This is a genomic window from Colwellia sp. KU-HH00111, assembly GCF_040362745.1.
Taxonomy (GTDB): Bacteria; Pseudomonadota; Gammaproteobacteria; order Enterobacterales; family Alteromonadaceae; genus Colwellia.
In genome coordinates, this window is record NZ_BAABWO010000002.1 from 189855 (window position 1) to 211855 (window position 22001).

General features: G+C 39.8%; 23 protein-coding genes. 15 read left to right on the top strand and 8 right to left on the bottom strand.

Going from position 1 to position 22001, the window contains the following annotated elements; genetic code table 11:
• Positions 1–20: 20 nt before the first annotated feature.
• From ABXG98_RS05065 to ABXG98_RS05115, 10 genes are all read left to right on the top strand, one after another.
• Positions 21–974 (top strand): ABC transporter ATP-binding protein, encoded by a 954-nt coding sequence (locus ABXG98_RS05065; protein ID WP_353537610.1) that lies wholly within the window; start codon positions 21–23, stop codon positions 972–974.
• A complete protein-coding gene (locus tag ABXG98_RS05070) occupies positions 964–3906 on the top strand; it encodes a Gldg family protein (RefSeq protein ID WP_353537611.1) in 2943 nt (980 codons plus the stop codon). The genes ABXG98_RS05065 and ABXG98_RS05070 overlap by 11 nt, the downstream gene beginning before the upstream one ends.
• A 21-nt stretch (positions 3907–3927) precedes the next feature.
• Entirely contained in the window at positions 3928–4857 is a 930-nt protein-coding gene (locus tag ABXG98_RS05075) for a DUF4340 domain-containing protein (RefSeq protein WP_353537612.1), read from the top strand.
• 153 nt (positions 4858–5010) lie between these two features.
• A complete protein-coding gene (locus ABXG98_RS05080) occupies positions 5011–5292 on the top strand; it encodes a hypothetical protein (protein ID WP_353537613.1) in 282 nt (93 codons plus the stop codon).
• 10 nt (positions 5293–5302) lie between these two features.
• Positions 5303–6157 carry an RNA polymerase factor sigma-32 gene (locus ABXG98_RS05085; protein ID WP_353537614.1) on the top strand — a complete coding sequence of 285 codons (855 nt, stop codon included), beginning with the start codon at positions 5303–5305 and terminating at the stop codon, positions 6155–6157.
• Between the two features lie 601 nt (positions 6158–6758).
• Positions 6759–7376 carry a cytochrome c oxidase subunit 3 family protein gene (locus ABXG98_RS05095; RefSeq protein WP_353537615.1) on the top strand — a complete coding sequence of 206 codons (618 nt, stop codon included), beginning with the start codon at positions 6759–6761 and terminating at the stop codon, positions 7374–7376.
• Between the two features lie 22 nt (positions 7377–7398).
• Complete coding sequence (locus ABXG98_RS05100; protein ID WP_353537616.1) at positions 7399–7656, top strand: cytochrome C oxidase subunit IV family protein; 258 nt, start codon at positions 7399–7401, stop codon at positions 7654–7656.
• A gap of 74 nt (positions 7657–7730) precedes the next feature.
• The gene (locus ABXG98_RS05105) at positions 7731–8192 is read left to right on the top strand and encodes a hypothetical protein (protein ID WP_353537617.1); all 462 of its coding nucleotides are present in this window, start codon (positions 7731–7733) and stop codon (positions 8190–8192) included.
• Positions 8193–8264: 72 nt separating this feature from the next.
• The gene (gene norR, locus ABXG98_RS05110) at positions 8265–9851 is read left to right on the top strand and encodes a nitric oxide reductase transcriptional regulator NorR (protein WP_353537618.1); all 1587 of its coding nucleotides are present in this window, start codon (positions 8265–8267) and stop codon (positions 9849–9851) included.
• Between the two features lie 281 nt (positions 9852–10132).
• Positions 10133–10693, top strand: a complete 561-nt coding sequence (locus tag ABXG98_RS05115; RefSeq protein ID WP_353537619.1) for a hypothetical protein — start codon at positions 10133–10135, stop codon at positions 10691–10693.
• Between the two features lie 476 nt (positions 10694–11169).
• Here ABXG98_RS05115 and ABXG98_RS05120 read toward each other — a convergent pair whose 3' ends face one another.
• From ABXG98_RS05120 to ABXG98_RS05155, 8 genes are all read right to left on the bottom strand, one after another.
• Positions 11170–11487, bottom strand: coding sequence for a c-type cytochrome (locus tag ABXG98_RS05120; protein WP_353537620.1), 318 nt, complete (start codon positions 11485–11487; stop codon positions 11170–11172).
• A 70-nt stretch (positions 11488–11557) separates the two neighbouring features.
• Positions 11558–11866, bottom strand: coding sequence for a cytochrome C oxidase subunit IV family protein (locus tag ABXG98_RS05125; RefSeq protein WP_353537621.1), 309 nt, complete (start codon positions 11864–11866; stop codon positions 11558–11560).
• Between the two features lie 5 nt (positions 11867–11871).
• Positions 11872–12501 carry a cytochrome c oxidase subunit 3 family protein gene (locus ABXG98_RS05130; protein WP_353537622.1) on the bottom strand — a complete coding sequence of 210 codons (630 nt, stop codon included), beginning with the start codon at positions 12499–12501 and terminating at the stop codon, positions 11872–11874.
• Entirely contained in the window at positions 12488–13369 is an 882-nt protein-coding gene (locus ABXG98_RS05135) for a CbbQ/NirQ/NorQ/GpvN family protein (protein WP_353537623.1), read from the bottom strand. The genes ABXG98_RS05130 and ABXG98_RS05135 overlap by 14 nt, the downstream gene beginning before the upstream one ends.
• Positions 13359–13541: a hypothetical protein gene (locus ABXG98_RS05140; RefSeq protein WP_353537624.1), complete on the bottom strand. Its 183-nt coding sequence runs from the start codon at positions 13539–13541 to the stop codon at positions 13359–13361. Before ABXG98_RS05140 ends, ABXG98_RS05135 begins: the two co-directional genes overlap by 11 nt.
• A gap of 1 nt (position 13542) precedes the next feature.
• On the bottom strand, positions 13543–15378 hold the full coding sequence (locus ABXG98_RS05145) for a nitric oxide reductase activation protein NorD (RefSeq protein ID WP_353537625.1): 1836 nt from the start codon (positions 15376–15378) through the stop codon (positions 13543–13545).
• A 76-nt stretch (positions 15379–15454) separates the two neighbouring features.
• On the bottom strand, positions 15455–16852 hold the full coding sequence (locus ABXG98_RS05150) for a cbb3-type cytochrome c oxidase subunit I (protein ID WP_353537626.1): 1398 nt from the start codon (positions 16850–16852) through the stop codon (positions 15455–15457).
• Positions 16853–16861: 9 nt separating this feature from the next.
• Positions 16862–17308: a c-type cytochrome gene (locus ABXG98_RS05155; RefSeq protein WP_353537627.1), complete on the bottom strand. Its 447-nt coding sequence runs from the start codon at positions 17306–17308 to the stop codon at positions 16862–16864.
• Positions 17309–17511: 203 nt separating this feature from the next.
• Here ABXG98_RS05155 and ABXG98_RS05160 point away from each other — a divergent pair, with 203 nt between their 5' ends.
• The 5 genes from ABXG98_RS05160 to ABXG98_RS05180 all read left to right on the top strand — a co-directional run bounded on the left by ABXG98_RS05160 (position 17512) and on the right by ABXG98_RS05180 (position 21971).
• A complete protein-coding gene (locus ABXG98_RS05160; protein WP_353537628.1) occupies positions 17512–17670 on the top strand; it encodes a hypothetical protein in 159 nt (52 codons plus the stop codon).
• A gap of 78 nt (positions 17671–17748) precedes the next feature.
• Entirely contained in the window at positions 17749–19134 is a 1386-nt protein-coding gene (hemN, locus tag ABXG98_RS05165) for an oxygen-independent coproporphyrinogen III oxidase (RefSeq protein ID WP_353537629.1), read from the top strand.
• A 239-nt stretch (positions 19135–19373) separates the two neighbouring features.
• The gene (locus ABXG98_RS05170; protein WP_353537630.1) at positions 19374–20423 is read left to right on the top strand and encodes an NAD(P)/FAD-dependent oxidoreductase; all 1050 of its coding nucleotides are present in this window, start codon (positions 19374–19376) and stop codon (positions 20421–20423) included.
• A 23-nt stretch (positions 20424–20446) separates the two neighbouring features.
• Positions 20447–21709 carry an NnrS family protein gene (locus ABXG98_RS05175; RefSeq protein ID WP_353537631.1) on the top strand — a complete coding sequence of 421 codons (1263 nt, stop codon included), beginning with the start codon at positions 20447–20449 and terminating at the stop codon, positions 21707–21709.
• A 106-nt stretch (positions 21710–21815) separates the two neighbouring features.
• Positions 21816–21971: a CCGSCS motif protein gene (locus ABXG98_RS05180; RefSeq protein WP_353537632.1), complete on the top strand. Its 156-nt coding sequence runs from the start codon at positions 21816–21818 to the stop codon at positions 21969–21971.
• The last annotated feature ends 30 nt before the right edge of the window (positions 21972–22001 follow it).

The following is a 22001-nucleotide window of genomic DNA, read 5'->3' on the forward strand; positions in this document are numbered from 1 at the left end:
CAGTAAATTTGGAGACTACCATGCTTAATGTGAGAAATTTAACTCGCAGCTATGGCAGCTTTATTGCTGTAGATGATGTGAGTTTTTCAATAAAAAAAGGCGAAATCATTGGTCTTTTAGGTCATAACGGTGCAGGTAAAACCACCATTATGAAGATAGTCAGTGGTTATTTGGAAGCTGATGAAGGAGAAGTATCTCTTGACGGCATTTCACTTGGCAATAATGCAAAATCACTTCAACAACACTTGGGCTATTTACCGGAAAATCTACCCGTTTATCCTGAAATGACTGTTGCAGAGTATTTAGACTATGCTGCCGACTTAAAAGGGTTAACTGCAAATAACAAAATAACAGAAATCAAACGAGTAATTAAAGCAACAGATTTATCAGCCAAGCTGCTTGCTCCTATCGATACGCTATCCAGAGGCTATAAACAACGAGTAGGTGTTGCTCAAGCTCTATTAGGAAATCCAAAACTGCTTATTCTTGACGAGCCTACAAATGGCTTAGACCCAGAGCAAACACAACATATGCGTAAGCTGATAAAAGATATTGCGCAACAGGCGACCGTTATTTTATCAACGCATATCATGCAGGAAGTCAGTGCACTATGCGACCGAGTACTGATTCTTAAATCAGGTCAATTGGTGCTCGATGAAAAACTCGAAGCTTTGCAACATAGCAGACACCTTGTTGTTGAAACCGACTGTACAGATATCGATCTGATTAAGAACATATCAGGTGTAGAATTAGTCGCTGAAATTGAGGAAGGAACATTGCTTGTTGAAATGTCCAAACAAGGCTTTTCTCGTGTCATTGGTAGTGATATCAGTAAAACCATTATTGAATCAGGTGCCCGTTTATTTGCGTTGTACTCAAGGAAACGTGACCTAGAAACGGTCTTTAATCAAATCAATAGCGACCAGTTTATCTCAGGCGAAAAAACAGATAGGGAGGTGCAAAATGCAGCCTAACCAATCTGCCAAATTCAATACGCTTCGTATTGCGAAAAAAGAAACAGCGCTATTTTTTACCTCACCAATTGCTTACCTGTTTATCGGTGCCTTTGTTGCGGTAACACTATTTATCTTTTTTTGGGGAGAAGCGTTTTTTTCTAGAAACATTGCCGATGTGCGCCCAATGTTTGAATGGATGCCATTGTTACTTATTTTCTTATGCTCGACATTAACAATGAAACTATGGAGTGAAGAGAGACGTAGCGGAACGATTGAATATGTTCACACTCTTTCTGTTCCACTATGGCATTTTGTTGTTGGGAAATTTTTGGGATGCCTAGCACTGCTAAGTATTGCACTGTTGATCACACTCCCTTTACCTATAATGGTCAGTATTATTGGTGAGCTTGATTGGGGACCTGTTATTTCAGGCTATATAGCCGTCTTATTGTTGGGTAGTGCATATATAGCTATTGGGCTTGCAGTTTCAGCCAGAAGTGATAATCAAATCGTGAGTTTGATCACCGCCTGCATTATTGGTGGTTTGTTCTACTTTATTGGTACTTCAGCAATCACTGACTTCTTTTCTCATCAGAGTGCTGAGTTCTTACGTCAGCTTGGTACAGGTTCTCGATTCGAAGATATCACGCGAGGAATCATTGATGTAAGAGATCTTTATTACTACATCTCGCTTACCATCGTCTTTTTAGCGCTCAATACATACTTCATAGAGAAAGAACGCTGGAGCAATGCCGAGAAAAAGAGTAACCAAAAGGTAAGCTATCATAAACAGTGGCAACTTATCACTGGTTTGCTTTGTGTAAATTTACTTGCCGCTAATTTATGGTTAGGCCAACTACCGCAATTACGTTTAGATACAACGGCTGGTAAACAGTATTCTATCTCTGAAGCGACTGAAATTTACTTATCACAACTTCAAGAGCCAATGCTCATTCGAGGTTACTTTAGTCAGAAGACCCACCCACTTTTAGCCCCACTTGTTCCTCAAGTGAAAGATTTACTACAAGAGTATGAAGTGGCAGCTAAAGGTAGAGTGCGTGTTGAGTTTGTTGATCCACAACAGCACCCCGAGTTGGAAGAAGAAGCGAACACCCAATTTGGCATCAAGCCAATGCCGTTCCAAGTTGCAGATCGTTATCAAGCTTCCATTGTTAGCTCATACTTTAATGTATTAGTGCAATATGGTGATGAACACAAAGTACTTGGTTTTAGAGACCTTATTGAAGTGAATGCACGTGCCGAGTCTGACGTTGAGGTATTGCTTCGTAATCCTGAACATGACGTAACACGTGCGATTAAAACTGTGTTACAAGATTACCAAAGTGCAGGAAACCTTTTTGATACGGTAAAACAAAACCTTACTTTTACAGGTTATATTTCAGCAAACGACAAACTGCCAGAGCAATTAGCACAATTCAAAACCTCTATTACCAAGCAATTAGAAAGTGTTAGTCAAAAATCTGCTAATAAATTTAAGGTAGAGTTTATTGAACCAGAAGCAGGTAGAGGTGAAATTGCTCAAAAAATTGCCGATGAATATGGCTTCCAGCCTATGGCAACTAGCCTTTTTTCAGATAACGCATTCTATTTTTATCTAACGTTATCTGGTGGCGAACAAATCGTTCAAATTCCGCTTGGTGACTTTAGTGAATCAAATTTTGAGCGCAACTTGGATGCTGCAATCAAACGTTTTGCTTCTGGCTTTACTAAAAATATCGCCTTAGTCACACCACAAGCTGCACCATATGGTGGATACGGTATGCCGCAAGCAAGTTTTAACCAATTAGAAAAAATGCTGGGCGCTGAGTTAAATGTGCTCAATGAAGATTTATCTGATGGCTCTGTATCAGGTGAGGCAGACATTCTGATGTTGGTATCACCAAAATCATTAGATGAAAAGCAGTTGTTTGCTGTAGATCAGTTCTTAATGAAGGGCGGCACGGTTATCGCGGCTACATCACCTTACAGCGTTAATTTAACGGGTAGAAGTCTATCAATGTCACCAGTTAGCAGTGGTCTTGAAGATTGGTTAGCACATCATGGGTTGACCGTTGACAATGCACTTGTAATGGATGCAAGCAATGCGGCTTTCCCCGTACCTGTTACACGAAATGTAGGCGGCTTCCAATTACAAGAAATGCGTATGTTGGATTATCCCTACTTTGCTGATGTACGCAAAGGTTTGAATCAAGATAACCTTATCACATCAGAACTACCTCAACTGACGATGGCATGGACATCACCTATTACGCTTGATGAAACCAAAGGAGGTATTAATTTTACGCCCTTAATTACTAGCTCTGATCAAGCATGGACTTCATCATCACTAGATATTATGCCTAAAGTAAACCAATTAGGAGAAACAAGTTATACGGCTGAAGGAGAAACAAAAGAGCACCTAATGGGGGTTATCGCACAAGGAAGGTTTTCTTCCTACTTTGCCGGCAAAGACTCACCTTTGCTTGTTGATGAGGGGGCAAAATCAGCGCTAAGTGAAGAAGCATCAGATGATGCTAATGCACAAGTGAAAAGCGAAGATACTCTAACTGAACACACGGCACAATTGGATGTCAGCAGTGTGATTAAACATGCACCAGATAGTGCCCGTATTATTCTATTTAGCTCAAATGATTTTGTTCAAGATCAAGTATTACAGTTTACTGGTGGAGTATCTCAAACAGGTTACTTAAATAGCCTACAGCTTTTAGTGAATTCAATCGATTGGTCACTAGAGGACAGAGCATTAATGAGTATCCGTTCACGAGGCAACTTCAATCGCACACTGCCACCAATGGAACATAGCGAGCAGCTATTTTGGGAATATGGTAATTACGTCCTAGCTTTTACCCTACTGTCAGGTATTGCTTTGTGGGATCGTCAAAGAAGAAGGCGAAAACAGCGTCAATATTTAACTTGGTTAACACAATAGTAATGTAATAGGAGATAGAGCATGAACAAACAAATACTCGTTTTAACCGCATTTCTCACATTGCAACTCGCTTTAGCAGGAGTATTGATTTTCAATGATTCCAATGCCATGAGCAGTGTGAAGTCAAGATTATTGGTTGAAGTAGATTCAAATAAACTTAACAAAATAAATATAACGGAGGGAGATGAAACGCTATCGCTTGTCAAAGAAAACGAGCGTTGGCAACTCGAAAACTACCCAGAAATTACACTCGTTAATAGCAAGGTGGATGCGATAGCCAACCAGTTAGTAAATACGCAAGTATCTTGGCCTGTAACTAGTACAGAAAATAGCCATGAACGCTTTAAGGTCAGTGTCAACGACTTTGAAAAGCAAGTGGAATTTACTGACAGCGATGGACACAAACAAACCTTATTTCTTGGCAAGTCACCAAGCTTTAAGCAACTTTATGCTAGAAACTTAGCTGACAATGACGTTTATTCGATCGAATACAGTGCATATCAAGTCGATATCGATCCCGATAGTTGGCTCGATAAGTCAATGTTATCTATTGATAGTATTAAAGAGATAAACCACTCAGTTGTTAATCTCACCAAGAGAGAAGAAAGTTGGCAATTAGCACCTTCTTCAGCTCTAGATAATCAACAAGCACTTGATGAATCTTCTGTAGAGGATTTCGTCAATCAGTTAACCAACTTGTCTGTATCTGGTATCGCTAAAAAGACGCCTACTGCAACGAATACTTTGACCGTAAAAAATGAACAAAATACACAATACGTATTTTCATTTGCGACTGTCGAAGAAAGCTATTTTGTGAAAAGAGATGATGTCAATCAATGGTTCACATTGGCAAAGCCTAAATATGAAGCTTTAGCGAATTTATCATTAGACAAGTTTGTTTCAGAAGAAGCACAACAAGAGGAGGAAGAGTCTGGCGCTACATCAGAATAAGTAACTATCTAATTAGATTGTATTTAAAACGCATGGGGAAGTACGCTTCCCCATTACCTATGATTGAAATTCAATTCGTTGCTTAAACAGTTAATTTACACATAAGCACGATGCTTTGAACTTATTTTATATTGCTTATAGTGAGGATATATCATGACTTCAGTTTACAAACCGATAATTAAAGTATTACTTGTTTCACTGATAATTACTGCTTGTATGGGCCTATCTGTCTTCTCGACAGTTAAAGAGAGTCAAGCAAGTTCGAACTCTCTTGCACAAGCGAGCATGAAGAGCGACAGTAAAAGGCTATCTAACCAGCCTAAATCTCAGTATGAGAAAAAAATACATAGAGAGCTTAGTATGTTAATGCCGTGGAACAAACAGTTTAATCCTCGGTTTCTTAATTTTGTGTTAGCAAACAGTTCACAGAAGTAAGGAGGCAAGTATGACAACTCATCTAACACCTGTGCTAAAAAATACAGGCAGCTTTGAAGCTTATTTATCCTATGTAAATAGCCAGCCCGTAGTGGATGAGCAGCAAGAAACGTTGTTGTTTGAAGACTATCAGCAACGAAATGATTTAGCAGCAGCACAAAAGCTCGTACTCTCGCATTTAAGGTTCGTAGCCTATATTGCTAGAAGCTATAAAGGCTACGGTTTACCTTTAGATGACTTAGTGCAAGAAGGCACTATTGGCTTGATGAAATCGGTGAAGAAATTTAGTTTAGATTTTGGCGTGAGATTGTCTAGTTTTGCTGTGCATTACATTAAAGCTGAAATTCAAGAGTATGTGATCAGAAATTGGCGTTTAGTGAAAGCCACAACAACAAAAGCGAAGCGTAAGCTATTTTTTAATTTACGAAGATTAAAATCTACTACGGGTTGGTTATCCAATGAAGAAAAACAAGACATTATAGAGCAATTGCAAGTGTCTGAAGAAGACATTAACGGCATGGAAGTTCAACTTACACAGTCAGATTTCTATATCAATTCATCTGCTTCTGATGAAGACGAAAACCAAGCAAGTGTCGATTTAATTCTGGAGGACAAATCTGAATCATTTACTTCGAAGCTAATACAACAAGATTTTACTGACAAAATGTTGAAACAAGTTAATACCTTGATAGAAGGACTAGATGAACGCACAAAGGATATTATTGAAAATAGATGGCTGGTAAGCAAAAAGTTAACCCACAAGCACTTTTCTGAAAAGTATGGTGTTTCTCAAGAAAGGATAAGGCAGATAGAAGAAAAAGCATTTGCTAAGCTCAAGCAAAAGTTAGTGATGCTAAACAGTTAAAGGTAATTTCAAGAAGGTGAATATTGACAGCAAATGAAATTTATTAAAACTCCTACCATTAGCACTATGGTTGATTGTTGCCATGTATAAATCGACAACCAAAACGGTTAGAAGCTTTTGAAGTCGGGATGTGCTAAAAATTCCTCACGGAACAGACTCTGGTTTTTTGGGATGAGTTTTGATATATCGTCACGAACTACCATGATGTTGAATGTGCGTCAGAGGCTAATACTCAACCCAACAATGGACGAACTTACCCCGACCGTTTAATTGGCATTAGCCCAAGTCACGATTTAGCGGAACTGAAAATAGACGTTAAGATGGATTTACCGTCAGCAGTTCCTGTTGGTACAAGTGATGACCTGCAGGTTGGGCAGTCTAATAGCTCTAATTAACTTGTCGTCAATATGTGTCATATTGACCCTTATTGCTATCAAAATGACATCGTTCGTTGGTTTTTCCAAATCGACCTATCTTAAGCTATTAATATTTAATGAATTTAATTCTGGCTTGATTTTTGTATCAGCACTTACTGTATCAGATTTAACCTTAGGAAAAAGATAATGTTATTTGTTCGTTTGTTACTGAGAGAGTTAAGCCAATGAGCAGTAATGCAGTAGCTCAGTATGAGAGGTTAACGCATGATGTCAGCGGTGCCCCTATTAATAAGCACTTACCCGGTGATTTAGCTATGTGGGTGTTTATTGTGATGGAGCTAAGTGTTTTCGCTATATTTTTTATCGCGTTTGCAGTGGCACAGCGTTTTAATGAATCTATGTTCAGCTTAGGGCGAGCTTCATTGGACGGATCTGTAGGACTGTTTTGTACGCTAGCGCTGATTATCAGTAGTTATTTAGTCGCGTTAGCTGTTAAAGCGGTAAAAGATGGAAATAATTTACAGGCAAAGCGGCTGTTATTTATTGCCTTATTCAGCGCTTGCTTTTATCTAGTGTTGAAACTAACAGAATATGGTGCATTGATTGAATTGGGTTATGGACTGTCCAGTAATTCATTTTATACCTTGTATTTTTTAATTACCGGCTTTCATTTTTTGCATGTGCTGTTAGGTATGGTTATTTTAGGCTATATGGGCATAAAGGCACAAAAAAATGCCTATTTACCTGACGATTGTGCAGGGTTTGAAGCAGGTGCATCTTATTGGCATATGGTTGATTTGGTGTGGATTATCGTATTCTTTTTAATTTATATTATTCATTAACCGATCGGTTTACGAGGAAAGTATGAGCACACTCATTGCCAATAACCATATTTCAACAATCCTACTGGTAGGACTTACCTTTATCAGCGTTTGGTTGGCACAATCAACGATAGAGCAAAATGTACTAGTTATTTTAGTGACGCTGTCTGTTATGGTTAAGGGGCAGCTCATTGTTGATACTTTTATGGAGCTTTATCAAGCACCTAACAAGTGGCGATATGTGTTATTAAGCTACGTTGTACTGGTGCCGCTAATCTTGGCAATCATTATCTATAGTTGATGTTTTGACCAATAATATTGAAATACTCATTTGATTACAGATATTTCATACCCACCCAACAGGAGATTTTTACTATGAAAAACAAAAGAGCAATGCTGTTATTAACCAGCGTTTTGGCCGTGTCTTACAGTATTTCTGCAACAGCTGCAGAGCATCATCATCACCAAAAAAACAGTAATCAGTTAGTGCTTAATCAGGGGGAAAAGTGGGCAATTGATGATAGCTTGCATATTGGTATGAGTAATATCAAGCAAGCAATCAGTACAAATTTAGATGACATTCATCATGAGCGTTTTACTACACAGCAATATGCTGATTTAGCGGTTACTCTAGATAAACACCTAGCCTTTTTATTTGCCAATTGTAAGTTAACGCCTCTTGCCGATGCGCAATTACATAGTTTATTAGCAAATATTATGCAGGGTGTAGATAAAATAAAAAATGCAGACAACAAAAAGCAAGGCGCAATTATAATCATTCAAAGCTTAAAAGCCTACCCGGTGTATTTTAATGATCCTAATTGGCAGGAGCTATAATAATTGCCAGTGTATACCCAATCACCTTTGAAAAAATAATAAAATTATGAGTTATACTTAGCGGTTGTACTTATGCTCATTGGAATATTTCTAGTGCTTGAAAAAACCTTATTGAAAATCGCTTTGGACTTGAGCCTAAGCCTACCTAAAAAAGCCCATTATCAACGCTTAATGCAAGCAGTTAATGAGGTGATGCCATGTGATGCGGTTGCCTTGTTAGAATTACAAGGCGATGAACTAGTGCCTGTCGCTATTGACGGTTTATCACCTGTGGTGTTGGGCATGCGCTTTTCTCCCGACGAACACCCTCGGCTTAAGGCGATTTTATCTTCTCATAAACCGATACGTTTTGACGCCGATTCAAGTTATCCAGATCCTTACGATGGTTTACTTGCCGTTGACCCCAAAAGGGTACTAGATGTACACGACTGCATGGGGTGTTGCTTGTACGTGGAAGAAAGCCTTGTCGGCGTGTTAACCTTAGATGCGCTAAATGTTGGCGCTTTTAGTAATGTTGATGATATTTCGGTAGCAACCTTGGCGGCACTGGCAGCCGCAACCATTCGTAATGCTAATTTGATTGCCCAACTTGAGCAGCAAAACCAGCAAGCCCTGTGCTTAACTAACGAATTGGTTAAAGATGCACAAAAAGAAAAAGCGGGTGAATTTATTGGTGAAAGCCCTAAAATGCAGGAGCTAAAAAATGAAATCACCGTGGTTGCTAGCTCAGAGCTGTCAGTATTAATTACCGGTGAAACGGGTGTTGGTAAAGAGGTGGTAGCGCGTACCGTTCATGCCCATTCTCGTCGTAGCGAAGAAGCCATTGTGCAAATAAATTGTGCCGCGCTATCGGAAAATATTGCAGAAAGTGAGTTATTTGGCCATGTTAAAGGCTCGTTTACCGGAGCTAATAAAGATCGCATGGGTAAGTTTGAATTGGCTAATCATGGCACCTTGTTTTTAGATGAAATTGGCGAGCTATCACTTAATATTCAAGCTAAGTTATTACGTGCTATTCAAGAGGGCGAAATCCAGCGCTTAGGAGCGGATAAGAATATTTATGTTGATGTGCGTATTATTGCTGCCACCAATCGTAATTTGCCTGAAGAAGTGGCTCAAGGTCGCTTTCGAGAAGATCTTTACCATAGATTAAGTGTGTTTCCGCTAAATGTTCCGCCATTACGAGAACGGATTGATGATATTCCACTGCTGAGCAGTTTTATTTTAAATAACATAAAAGGAAAAATAGGCACCAATAACGTCAGGGCCAGTAAAACCGTGATACATAAATTGATGCAATACGACTGGCCCGGCAATGTTAGAGAGCTACAGCATGTGCTGATGCGTGCGGCATTAAGGGCGGCAGCTGATGCTAAAGGCCACGTCGGAATTATTGAACCTCAACATCTAGGTATGGACTTTAATGATGACAATACTGATGTGAATAATACTGCTGCCAACCATGCTGAGGCTGATAAACGTGTTTCATTAGTTGTCACAGAGGATAAGTCATTTAATGATTTATTAGGCGATTTTCAACGGCAACTGATTACACAAGCGATGGAAGACAATGATCATGTTTGGGCCAAAGCAGCTAGACAGCTAAAATTGGATAGAGGAAATTTGTATCGTCAGGCAAAAAGGTTAGGGTTAACCTGATTATGAGCTTTTGATTATAATCAATTTGGAACTCAAAGCCTTGAAAGAAGGTTTGTGAACATTTGGTGCTTTTTTGCTTAGCTTGTTTTATTACTTTCATTGCATGTACCACAAAGAAACTACCTGTTAACAAAACTAGAGTATTTAACAACAAAAATTACTAAAGTTATATAATCAGTTGTTTACATAGGAGTTGTTAAATGGAATTATTGGGGGTGTTTTAATCCCCCAAATTGATATCGAATAAGCGTTAATACAATCATGTAATAAAGGAGATATACATGGCAATTTATGTTGGAGCAAGAGATTTAAGTGGTTTAGCAGTAGGTACTCATCAATTTATTGTAATTACTTATGAGAACCCAATTCCACCGTTGAAGATTGGTGTTTCAAAAGTCCCTGCAAAACTACTGGGAAAAGATGTTAGGGGTATTGTTATAGGTGCTCAAAATCGAGGCAAGCTAGCCGTTGAATTTTATGAAAAGGGAGATTTAACTGCTGCAATGGAGTTCTTTGGTGGTGTTGAGACTAATTGGCACACTTCAGATTATGATACCCAGTTAATTGAAGTTGAGTATGGCTCAGTACCTGAGCATGAGGCTAAAAGAAGAGTTGTTAATCTGATTGGAAATTATATTTTAAATCAAACAACGGATCCAATCAGATATCCTACTGCTGGCTTTGGTGTAAATAGTAATAGTTGGGCTCAATCAGTTATTGAATATTCAGGCGGGAAAGTGCTTGGTGACATGAAAGGCCTTGATATATCAAACTCAAAAAGAGTACCAAGAACATACTTTATGCCCTTTTGTACGGCAAAACCTAGAATTAAAGTAAATTAAACTTGGTGGTGTGAGATGAATAAAAAAAGATTTATTATAGCGCTTCTTGTTTGGTTTATTGGTCTACCTTTAAGTATCATTATTAGTTACATTTTAAGAAAAGCAGGTGATTTTAATGGTCTTGGCATGCCCGAGGCTGTTTGGTTTATCATGCATTTAAGTATTTATGTATCATCGATAATATTTATTTATTTTTCTCTACAAAAGCTTAGTTTGTTAAAGAAGTTAGTATCGATAATAATGGTGTCATTTGTCTACGCTATATACTATTTTGGAATGACATGGTTTTATATTATTGAATCAGGCATAGATTCTGTGTAGAGATTGTACCTAGTAACTAAGTAGTGTCACTTAGCTGACTAGCTCCATAATAAAAATTCATACCGCCGTAGAACTAGGTGTTAAACTTTACAACCCATCAGAATAAGTAAAGCCAATAGTTTACTATTGGCTTTACTTTATCTAGGCTTATTTAGTTATTTTAAACTAGCATAATATGCAGCAAGGTTATTAATATCAGCCTCTGATAATGCTGACGCTTGGCCTTGCATTACCATCGCTTGCCCACCATTTCTGGCTTTGCTTTTATAAGCCTTTAACGCACTAACCAAGTATTGCTGGTTTTGGCCTGCAAGATTTGGGTAAGTAGGAATGAGCGCTTTGCCTTTTGCACCGTGGCAGCCCACACACATTGCTGATTTAGCTTTGCCTGCAGCAATATCAGCCCCGGCATTACTGGTAAAAGATAAGGTTAAAGCCGTCAAAGCAAGTGAAGTTAAGAGTATGTTTTTCATAAAATTCCTTAGAATAAAATTAAAGTTAATGGTTTTTTCTGGTATTTCATTGGCTATTTCCCCTGTAGGGTTAAAGGCCTTGAAATGTGATTTGTGAATATGAAACCGTCAGGCCAACAATTGTGGTCATGGCGTAGAAGTAGCATTTCACGATTTTTCTAGTTAGGGGCGCTGAGTGTTTAAGCCCCATAAATTCATCTATAATCCAGCGCCCTTTGATAATAACGATCAAGCAAACAAAAATAGTTGCGGCTACTAAGGTGTTGTTTGTTTCAGCGATAGCAGCACTTATTAGGCTGAGTGCTGATAACTTCAACCAAATCGAAAAGGTGTTATCGTTAGCTTGATGTTGCGGTTCTGGCGCGAGTTTAGTGTTCATTGGCTTTACCTTAAAACATAGATAAGTGGGAAAATTAAGATCCATACCAAATCAATCATATGCCAGTAACTTGCAGCACTTTCTAATCCTTCGTGATTGTCTTTAGTATAAAAGCCTAACGCCGTTAAAATAGCGACAAAGGCGATAGTGCAGGTGCCAATTAGCACGTGAAGTAAGTGATTGAATGTTATGTAGTAATAGCTAGCAAAATAATAGTTTGTGCGCGGTGTTACCCCAATACTCTCATTGAGTTGATATTCCCATGTTTTAATTGCGCAATAGCTCAGACCTGCCACGATGGTTAAACATAGCCACATCACAGTGCGTTTTTGTTCTCCTCGTTTAATCGCTTTCATTGCACGCACCACAAAAAAACTACTGGTTAATAATACCAATGTATTTAACAGCCCTGTGGTAGTGCTTAGCTGATTTGGCCCCTGGTAAAATTCATGAGGATAGTAAATTTTAGCGAGCAAAAAGCCGATAAAAAACAAGCCAAACTCAAAAAGCTCAGCATAAATAAATATCCACACCGCTATAGAGCCAGGTAGGGCATTATTTTTTATGCGCTTATTTGCAAGCGCAGCTAATCGCTGGCCCTCAAGCGATAAAGGCAAGGCATTAGCAGTAGGCATGAACGACTCGGTTTAAGGCTTTGATAGTTTCGGGTTCATCGGTTAATGGCTCAACAATACAGTATTGATATGCTTTATGAATTGGGCAGCCAGACTGGATCATTTTGGCCGCATAAATTAATAAGCGGGTTGAAGCCGCCGCTTTGATATCAATATCGGTTAACCGACGAAGATCTGTGGCTATGGCAACTAATTGCTTGGCCTTCTCTGGAGCAATACCCGTTTCACTCGTAATAATCTCGATTTCATTATCTACACTCGGATAATCAAAATTTAAGCTAACAAATCGTTGTCGAGTACTGGGTTTTAACCCTTTTAATACGCTTTGATAGGATGGGTTGTAAGAAATGATCAGCATGAAATCTTTATGGGCTTTAATTACTTCTCCAGTACGTTCTATGTAAAGCTCTCGACGGTGGTCGGTAAGTGAGTGTAATAATACTGTGGTGTCTTTACGCGCCTCAATAATTTCATCTAAATAACAAATACCGCCTTCTCGCACTGCTTTGGTCATGGGGCCGTCTTGCCAATAAGTACCTGAACTATCGATGAGATGTCGCCCAATTAAGTCAGCGGCACTGAGGTCATCATGGCAGGAAACAGTATATAAAGGACGGTTGATTTGCTCTGCGGCATGTTCAACAAAGCGGGTTTTTCCACAGCCTGTAGGTCCTTTTAGTAATAAAGGCAGGTGGTTAATTCGTGCAAAATGAAACATATCAATTTCATCATCGTGGGGCTGATAAAAAGGAATCGCTGATAAATCACTCGCTGACGCCGCATTACTCGCAAGAGTAGTTGACGGTGTAGTGCTGTGAAAAACAGTATTGGATGTTTTAATCTCAGGTATCGCCGTATTAGTCATCATAATGGTCTCTTAAAAAAGTGTCGTTATTTGCTAGTGGATTTGCCAAACTATTTGCTCGGCATGATTCGAAAATGGTTGCAATATCTTGGCAGTGGTAGCAGCAATTGGGTTGCATTATGCTTTCTAAAGCGGCGTCACTGTCTGCTATTTGTTTATGTGATTTATTGCGCATATTATCGCTCCTTATTTAGGGTTAATTGGGCATAAATTTTTGGTAAGGCTTTGGCAAGTAAAGCGGGGTCTTTGACAATGGTGAAACCAAATTGGCCGAATAGATAAGGTAAGTAGTCGTTGCCTTTTTTATCTATGGTGATACAAAAGGGCTCGATTCCCATTTTTTTGGCTTCTAGCACCGCTTGACGAGTATCTTCTATGCCATAACGCCCTTCGTATTGGTCAAGGTCGTTGGGCTTGCCGTCAGAGATAATTAACAACAACTTATCCTTGGTTTGTTGCTTAGTAAGTATTTGGCTAGACTGGCGTATGGCCGCGCCCATGCGGGTATAAAAACCGGGTTCAATACGAGCAATACGACCTCTTACGTGTTTGTCATAGCGCATATTGAAATTTTTAAGGATGTGATAGCGAATTTGATTACTGCGAATAGATGAAAACCCATAGATAGCAAAGGGATCAGCTAAGGTATGCATCGCTTCTGAAAAAATAATTAATGCCTCACGAATGGTATCGATAACTTGTTGTTCATTATTGATATAGCTCTCGGTTGAGAGCGAAAGATCAGCAAGCAACAAGCAACTAATATCTCGGTATTTGTGTTGATTATCTATATAGAACCTTTGTTCACTGCTGTCTTTTACGGGGCGAGTGTAGTGATCGATCCATGCGTCTACATCTAATTCAGCACCATTGATTTGAGCTTTTTTGGCGGAGCTTGATATCGCAAGCATCGATAAAAAATTCTGAACCTCTCGGGCTAAATTGCCTTGTTCACTACTCAGCTCTACTGGCGTTACCTCATCTGCGATCAAAGTTTGCAGTTGACATACATTAGCGACCAACTGGTTTTTTTTGTAATGCCATTCGGGCAGCTGAATACCTTCACCTAGGTAGAGGTCATCATTTTCTTCAGCGGGTAAGTCTAAATTAAATTTTATCCCAGCGGCGCTAGCTTTACGTTGCCTTGATAGGTTGATGACTTCCATGTCTTTAGCTATCTCATCGACCGCATCGTCTTCGTCATCAGACTGGCTACGGTCTAAACTTATTTGTTCTGTCCACGTAGACAAAGCCTCTGCTTGGAATATCATCAAGCCATCGGTTGCTTTTTTCTCGTCAACATATTGTGCTTTTTTACGTTGTGGTAATTCTTTTATTTCTTTATTTTTAGCCGGTGATCGTTTGGTTGTTGGCGGCGCTATAGCGTTTGCAGCCTGTCGACTGTTTGCTGGGGCAGGATATAACCATAGCGCGACAGGGCTGGGTTGAAACGTGGTGGCTGTAATTGTTGACACGATAACGTCACCTTGTAATGCTTGTTGAAGAGCACGTTCGTTTTGTCCGGTTAAAGGCGCCATATCGTCGGGGTTTCCTCGTGATAATAGGTAGCCGTTAACAAGCTGTTGATATTGTTTTTTTAGCCCAGGATAACGGGCTAGTATTTGTTTTGTTGCCTGTTGGTTGTCAAGCAACCAGTGTTGCATTGTTGGCATATAGGCTGCTAAAGCAACCAGCCAAAAATATAAAAATTCATTTAAGGACGCGTCTGGAAATATTGCGATATTGGGTGGTAATCTAAGGCTGTTTTCATCTTGCCAACTAAGATAAAAGCGCTGATGACTGCCGGCCACTTTTTGCATGATAGAACGTTCAACATTAACGCTTCGCGGCTCACATGCTTCAAGTATTTTGGTTTTATCTCCGCCTAAAGAGCGATAAAAAACCTGTAATTGAGATTGAATGTCGGCCAAGTTGAACTGACTTTCCGGGAAATCAGTCGATACTTGTTTGGTTAACCATTTATCCCAAAGTTTTCCTACAACTTCTTCCATTTCAACCTCTGTGTTTATATCAATTAGTGAGTGTGAGGTATCAACAACGCTAGGGGGGTTGATACCTCAAATAAGATTAAGCGACTTTTGCTTCAATCGGTTCAGGGTACTTACTAATAAAGAAACTGATAAAGTAAGCGACTAGCCCTAACGCAAACATCACCCCAAAGACTAGGCGAGCCCAATAAAATGAAACGAGTTCATCTTGGGTTGCCATAAAGCTTAATGCATCTCCTGAATCAGGAATGCGTTGTAAGGCAACTTGCCATGCACCTGCTGCAGTCAGTGCAAGCGTAATTGAGCACATCGCGATACACATTAACCAAAAACTAATGGCTTCAACTTTTTGTGCTTTCTCACAATTACCTTGTGGGCGTCCTCTCATAATGGGCATGGCATAAGAAATAACGCACATAACTACCATGGCATAGGCGCCAAAAAAGGCTAAATGTCCATGGGCTGCGGTTAATTGCGAGCCATGAGTGTAATAGTTAACGGGGGCAAGTGTGTGAAGGAAACCCCAGACACCTGCACCTAAAAAGGCCATTACTGCTGTGCCTTTTGCCCAAGTCACGGCAATTTTGTTGGCGTGTTCACGTCGACGTTCATTAACCATTTTGAAGGCAAATAACACCATCATGAAAAATGGTACCGGCTCTAAGGCTGAGAAGATTGAGCCCATCCATAACCAATATTCAGGTGGACCAATAAAGAAAAAATGATGTCCCATACCAATTAGCCCTGAAATCAGCGCCATGGCAATAATGACATATAACCATTTTTCAATATGTTCACGATCAACCCCGGTGACTTTGATCAACACAAAGGCTAGTAGGGCACCCATGATTAGTTCCCAAACGCCCTCTACCCATAAATGGATAACAAACCACCAGAAGAACTTATCTAACACTAGATTTTCAGGGTTATAAAAAGAGAATAAGAAGAACACGGCTAGACCAATTAGGCCGGTAATTAACACCATATTGATGACCGTTTTACGGCCTTTTAATATGGTCATACCAACATTAAAAACAAAAGCCAAACAGACAATGACAATCCCAATTTTAGTAATGGTTGGTTGCTCTAAAAACTCCCGGCCCATAGTGGGTAATAGTTCGTTATGGGTTAATTTGGCTAATTCAGCATAAGGCACAAGTAAGTATCCTAAGATGGTGGCAACGCCCGCTACAGCAAATACCCAAAAAGTGATTTTAGCCAGTAGTGGGCTGTATAACTCTGTTTCAGCTTCTTCAGGAACAAGGTAATAACTTGCGCCCATAAAGCCAAATAACAGCCATACAATCAGTAGATTAGTGTGTACCATACGGGCAACATTAAAGGGGATGTAGGGAAAGCCAACATCACCGTTAATGTATTGCATGCCCATAAGTAGGCCAAAAAGGATTTGTCCTGCAAATAAGATCAGGGCAAATATAAAGTAAGGCTTTGCAACCAGTTGAGATTCAAATTTCATGTGATTTCCTTAACCTTCAATGTTGGGTGGCCAGTTGTTGTCATCAATTCTCGACGTCCAAATAAGAAATTCAGACAGCGCATCTATTTCTTTGTCAGTTAAATTAAATTGCGGCATCTTACGTCGTTCAGGGATATCCAGCGGTTGAGCATTGAGCCACGCGCGTAAATAGCCACGAAATGCGTTTTCATTGCCTGCTCCTCGTCGGTCAAATACATTAGCCAGCTCAGGCGCATAATATGCACCTTCGCCCATCAGAGAATGACAACCAATACAGTTATTGTTCTCCCAGAGCTCTTTGCCATGAGCGACTTCCGCGGTGATGTTCTCTCGGTGATCCCTTTTTGGGAGTTGCCGAACCGTGTCTAGGGTTAAACCAAATAGCAGTAGTAGGAAAAAGAAGCCACCGCCATAATAAATATTTCTCGCCATACTCTTTGTAAATTTTTCAGTCATTTAAGACTCCTCGTGAATATCATTACTCAATCTGACTAATGGCAAAGGTTATGCCAATGTTTATCCTATTGTTTTATAAGGATTAATTATTCACTCGGGTTTTATATTGAAAAATACTGTGTTAAATAGACAGCAAAGGATGTCTTTAGTACATCAAAGGAAACCATGTTTACATGTGGGGAAATTACAAAGGTGACCCCAGCGTGGCACCCTCATTGAAAAAGGGCTTTTTCGATGAAATGCTAGCGGTGATAGTAACAACAGCAAGGCTCGGGCACAGAGCGATAGCTACAGAGCTGCTGACATCAACAAGTGTCTTATTGTCATCAATAGTGATGTCATTTAAGTCTATTACTAAATAAAGTTATTGTTTTTCATAAGGTTATCTACTTGGCTTTATATTTGCTATAGCTAGGTTTTACCCAGATAAGTGAATAACTATGAACACGATGATAAATTTTGATAGCGCAATGATAAAAAAGTATGATTGCCACGGGCCTCGCTATACCTCTTATCCAACAGCTGTAGAGTTTAATGCCGAGGTCAGCAATGATGTTTATATTGATGAGCTTGATACAAGTCGTCAAAGTAGCAAACCGCTGTCGCTATATTTTCATATACCTTTTTGTCAATCACTGTGCTTTTACTGTGCCTGTGCCAAAATTATTACCAAAAAGCATGAGCGCTCTATTCCTTATTTAGAAAGAGTGTATAAAGAAATTCAACACCAAGGCGCACTGGTAGGCTCAAGGCGGGTGGTTGAGCAGCTACATTTTGGTGGTGGCACGCCAACCTTTTTAAGTGATGAACAGTTTAAAGTGTTGTTTGACAATATTCGAGAAAACTTCACTTTAGCGCCAGTTGAACAGCGGGAATTCTCTATTGAGATTGATCCGCGAGCGGTTAGAGCAAGTACCATCCCTTTGCTGCGCGAGCTTGGTTTTAATCGGATCAGCTTGGGTGTGCAAGATTTTGATGCCAAAGTACAAAAAGCGGTAAACCGCATTCAGTCGGTAGAGCAAACCTTTGATGTGCTCGACGCTGCCAGAGCGGCAGGTTATAAATCGGTCAGCGTCGATTTAATTTATGGGTTACCTTGCCAAACGGTGGCAAGTTTTAAGAAAACACTCGATATTGTGCTACAAAAAATGCCTGATCGTATGTCGATTTATAGCTATGCCCATATGCCTGATAAAGTCAGATCACAACGGACATTAAATGCGGATGATTTACCTGATCCGGCGACTAAACTCGCTATTTTTGAAATGACTGTTAATTATCTGCAAAAAGCGGGCTATGTTTATATTGGCATGGATCACTTTGCTTTGCCTACGGATGAACTTGCTCTGGCAAAACAAAATGGCACCTTACAACGAAATTTTCAGGGCTATTCTACTCACGCAGATACTGATTTAATCGGTATTGGCATGACCTCCATTGGTAAAGTGAATGATTGCTTTATCCAAAACCAACACACCGAAGAAGCGTACTTTGATGCAATAGAGGATACGGGATTAGCCGTTAGACGCGGCTATAAACTAAGCAAAGATGATTGTATGCGCCGAGATATTATTCAAGCATTGATGTGCCAAAACAAAGTCATCATTGCGGATGTCTCCTCTAAATATCAGATTAACTTTTTTGACTATTTTGAAAAAGAAATGACCAATTTACTGTCGATGGTTGAAGACAAGCTGGTTACTTTTAATGACAAAGAAATCAAGGTGACTAATGCCGGACAATTGTTATTGCGCAATGTGGCGATGATCTTTGATGCGTATATTAAGCCCAAAAATGACAAAGTGATTTTTTCTAGCACTATATAACTTGGGTTCATCGCTCAACCTAAGGAGTGTGCTTGTTTATTATTCTTATTTAATAAAGTTAACGCGTAGTCATTTTGACTCAAAACACCGTGTTCATTAGACATCAATATTTTATTGTTATGGTCTTGCTGTCTTTATCTATCTGATATTAATAGGTATTTTTTCTGGCATGACTTGTGCTATTTCATATTACAAGCTGAACAGAGTTAAAGTTGTTTGAAAGCAAAGGAGGAAGAGTTATGAAAACTATCACAACCGATGTCGTTATTATTGGCGCAGGGCCCGTGGGCTTGTTTCAAGTATTTGAACTGGGATTACAAGGACTAAAGGCCGTTGTTATCGATAGCTTGCCAGAAATTGGTGGTCAATGCACTGAGCTCTATCCAGACAAACCCATTTACGATATTCCAGCTTTGCCTAATGCCAATGCAAGTGCTGTTATTGATAACTTGTGGCAGCAAGCCGCACCTTTTGATCCAAGATTCATGTTAGGTGAGCGAGTTGAGCATATTGAAAAAATATCAGACAAATCATTTTCAGTGTTTACCAGTAAAAACAATACTATACACTGCCAAGCTGTGATTATTGCTGCGGGTAATGGAGCCTTTTCACCGGTGAAATTAAAAGTGGCGGGCATTGATAAATATGAAGAGCAGCAATTGTTTTACCGTATTCATAGTCTAGATCATTTCCGTAACAAAAATGTGGTGGTACTCGGTGGTGGCGATGCAGCACTTGACTGGAGTTTAACATTACAAAAAGTCGCACAAAGTGTGGTGCTAATTCACCGTAGTACCAATTTTAAGGCATCACCTAGCAGTGTAAATAAAATGAATAGCTTGTGTGCAGAGCTAAAAATGCAATTTTTATGTGGTCAAGTTACTGGTTTTAATGAAGAAGACGGTCAGCTAACCACTGTTAGCGTTAGCGCAAAAGATGGTGTTACCCGCAGTGTGTCGTTAGATGAATTAGTGGTTTGTTTTGGTATGTCGCCCAAGCTAGGGCCGATTGCACAGTGGAACTTAGCCATGCATCAGCATCAGATTAAAGTGGATACTCAGTCATTTCAGAGCTCTATTAAGGGCATATATGCGGTGGGCGATATTAATTACTACCCTGGGAAGCGTAAATTAATTTTAAGCGGTTTTCATGAAGCGGCACTAGCGGCATTTTCGATTGCTGAAAATGTATTAGATAAAGAAAGAGTGCCAACCCTGTATACCACTACTAGTCCCATTGTTCATCAACGAATGGGCGTCGAAGTTGAGCTTAAGGATTTGATGGAATAATCGGTTTGCTATAAGACAGCTCAATGTTGATTCGGACGATAGAATTAATATTGGCAAATTTCACCTATTTACAGTTAAGGGCTAAAGCCATGTTACAACCTGAAATATTAGAAAAAGAGCAGGCGATCATTCCCATTTTCCGTTTAGCTTTTAGGCCATTTTTTCTGTTACCTGCGTTACTTTCGATTATTGCCGTCGTGATATGGATTACTGTTTTACGTGGCAATTTACAGTGGCAGGGAATATTGCCTGCCAATATATGGCACGGCCATGAAATGATTTTTGGTTTTGCTGCCAGTGTTGCCATAGGATTTTTGTTATCTGCAGCACAAACCTGGACCGGTGTCAGAAGTATTCATGGTTGGAAGTTAGCTACCATGGTATTTTTTTGGTTAGCGGCTAGGATCGCGCTATTTTCATCCACACCAAGCGTGCTAGTTTTTGCCGTGATTTGTGAAGTAATTTGGTGGTCAATGGGCATTAGCTATTTGGCCTATATGGTGATCAAATCCAATAATCGTCGCAACTTAATTTTTATTCCGCTGCTCAGTATTATCATGATGCTTGATGTGGCGACTTTATGGCTTGCACTGATGGGCAATCCTGGGTTAGCCAGTCACCTATCCTATGGTGCAGTATTTATGATGGCCACAATGGTGACCGTTGTTGGCGGTAGAGTGATCCCTTTTTTCACCACCCGAGCGCTTAACTTGCCAGCCATTAACGGGCATAGCGTGTTAGAGCGAGTTATTGCCTTGATGATGGCAATGACGTTTATCACTTTCATTGTCAGTTATCGCTTTGCTATTAGTGAGTTATTGGCCGGTATGTTGATGGTGACCGGCTGCTTGCAAATAATAAGAATGTTTAACTGGCAAACGGTAAAAACAGCGAAAACACCGCTGTTATGGTCGCTACACCTTTCCTACTTAAATATGGGCATCGGCTTTATTACTATGGGCATTAGCTATTTCATCACTACTATTAGTTTTTCATCGGCAATCCACATTGTCACGGTTGGCACAATAGGTACCATGATCATTGCCATGATGTCGAGAGTATCGTTAGGCCATACTGGACGGGCGCTGCAAATTAATACCTGGATTAGCCTCTCTTTTATTGTGTTGCTTATTGCCACCTTGGTGCGCTTCTTGTTGCCAACCCTAAACTTGTTTATGTCAGGCTATATTTTAGCGGCCAGTTGTTGGGCGCTAGGTTTTACCCTGTTTATTGTTTATTACACCCCGATGCTTATCACCGCTCGACCAGATGGTCGAAGTGGCTAGAGAGTAACGAATAAGGAGGACAAGCAAAACCTATTAACTGGCTTTAACTAAGCCAAAAAGAACCAAACCAAACCAAACCAGACGAAACCAAAGAAGAGGAAATATTATGTTTAAATTTTTTAATGCAAACAAAGCACAATCAACCACCGACGTAGCAAAACAATCAAATGCGCATGAAAATGACGCTAAGCAAGCACCTGAAGAAAAGAAGAAGGTTCATGGCGAAGATGGTGTTTGCTGTGGCAGTTGTGGCGGCGAGTAGGGAGCACATCACAGTAAGTTGCTAATATTA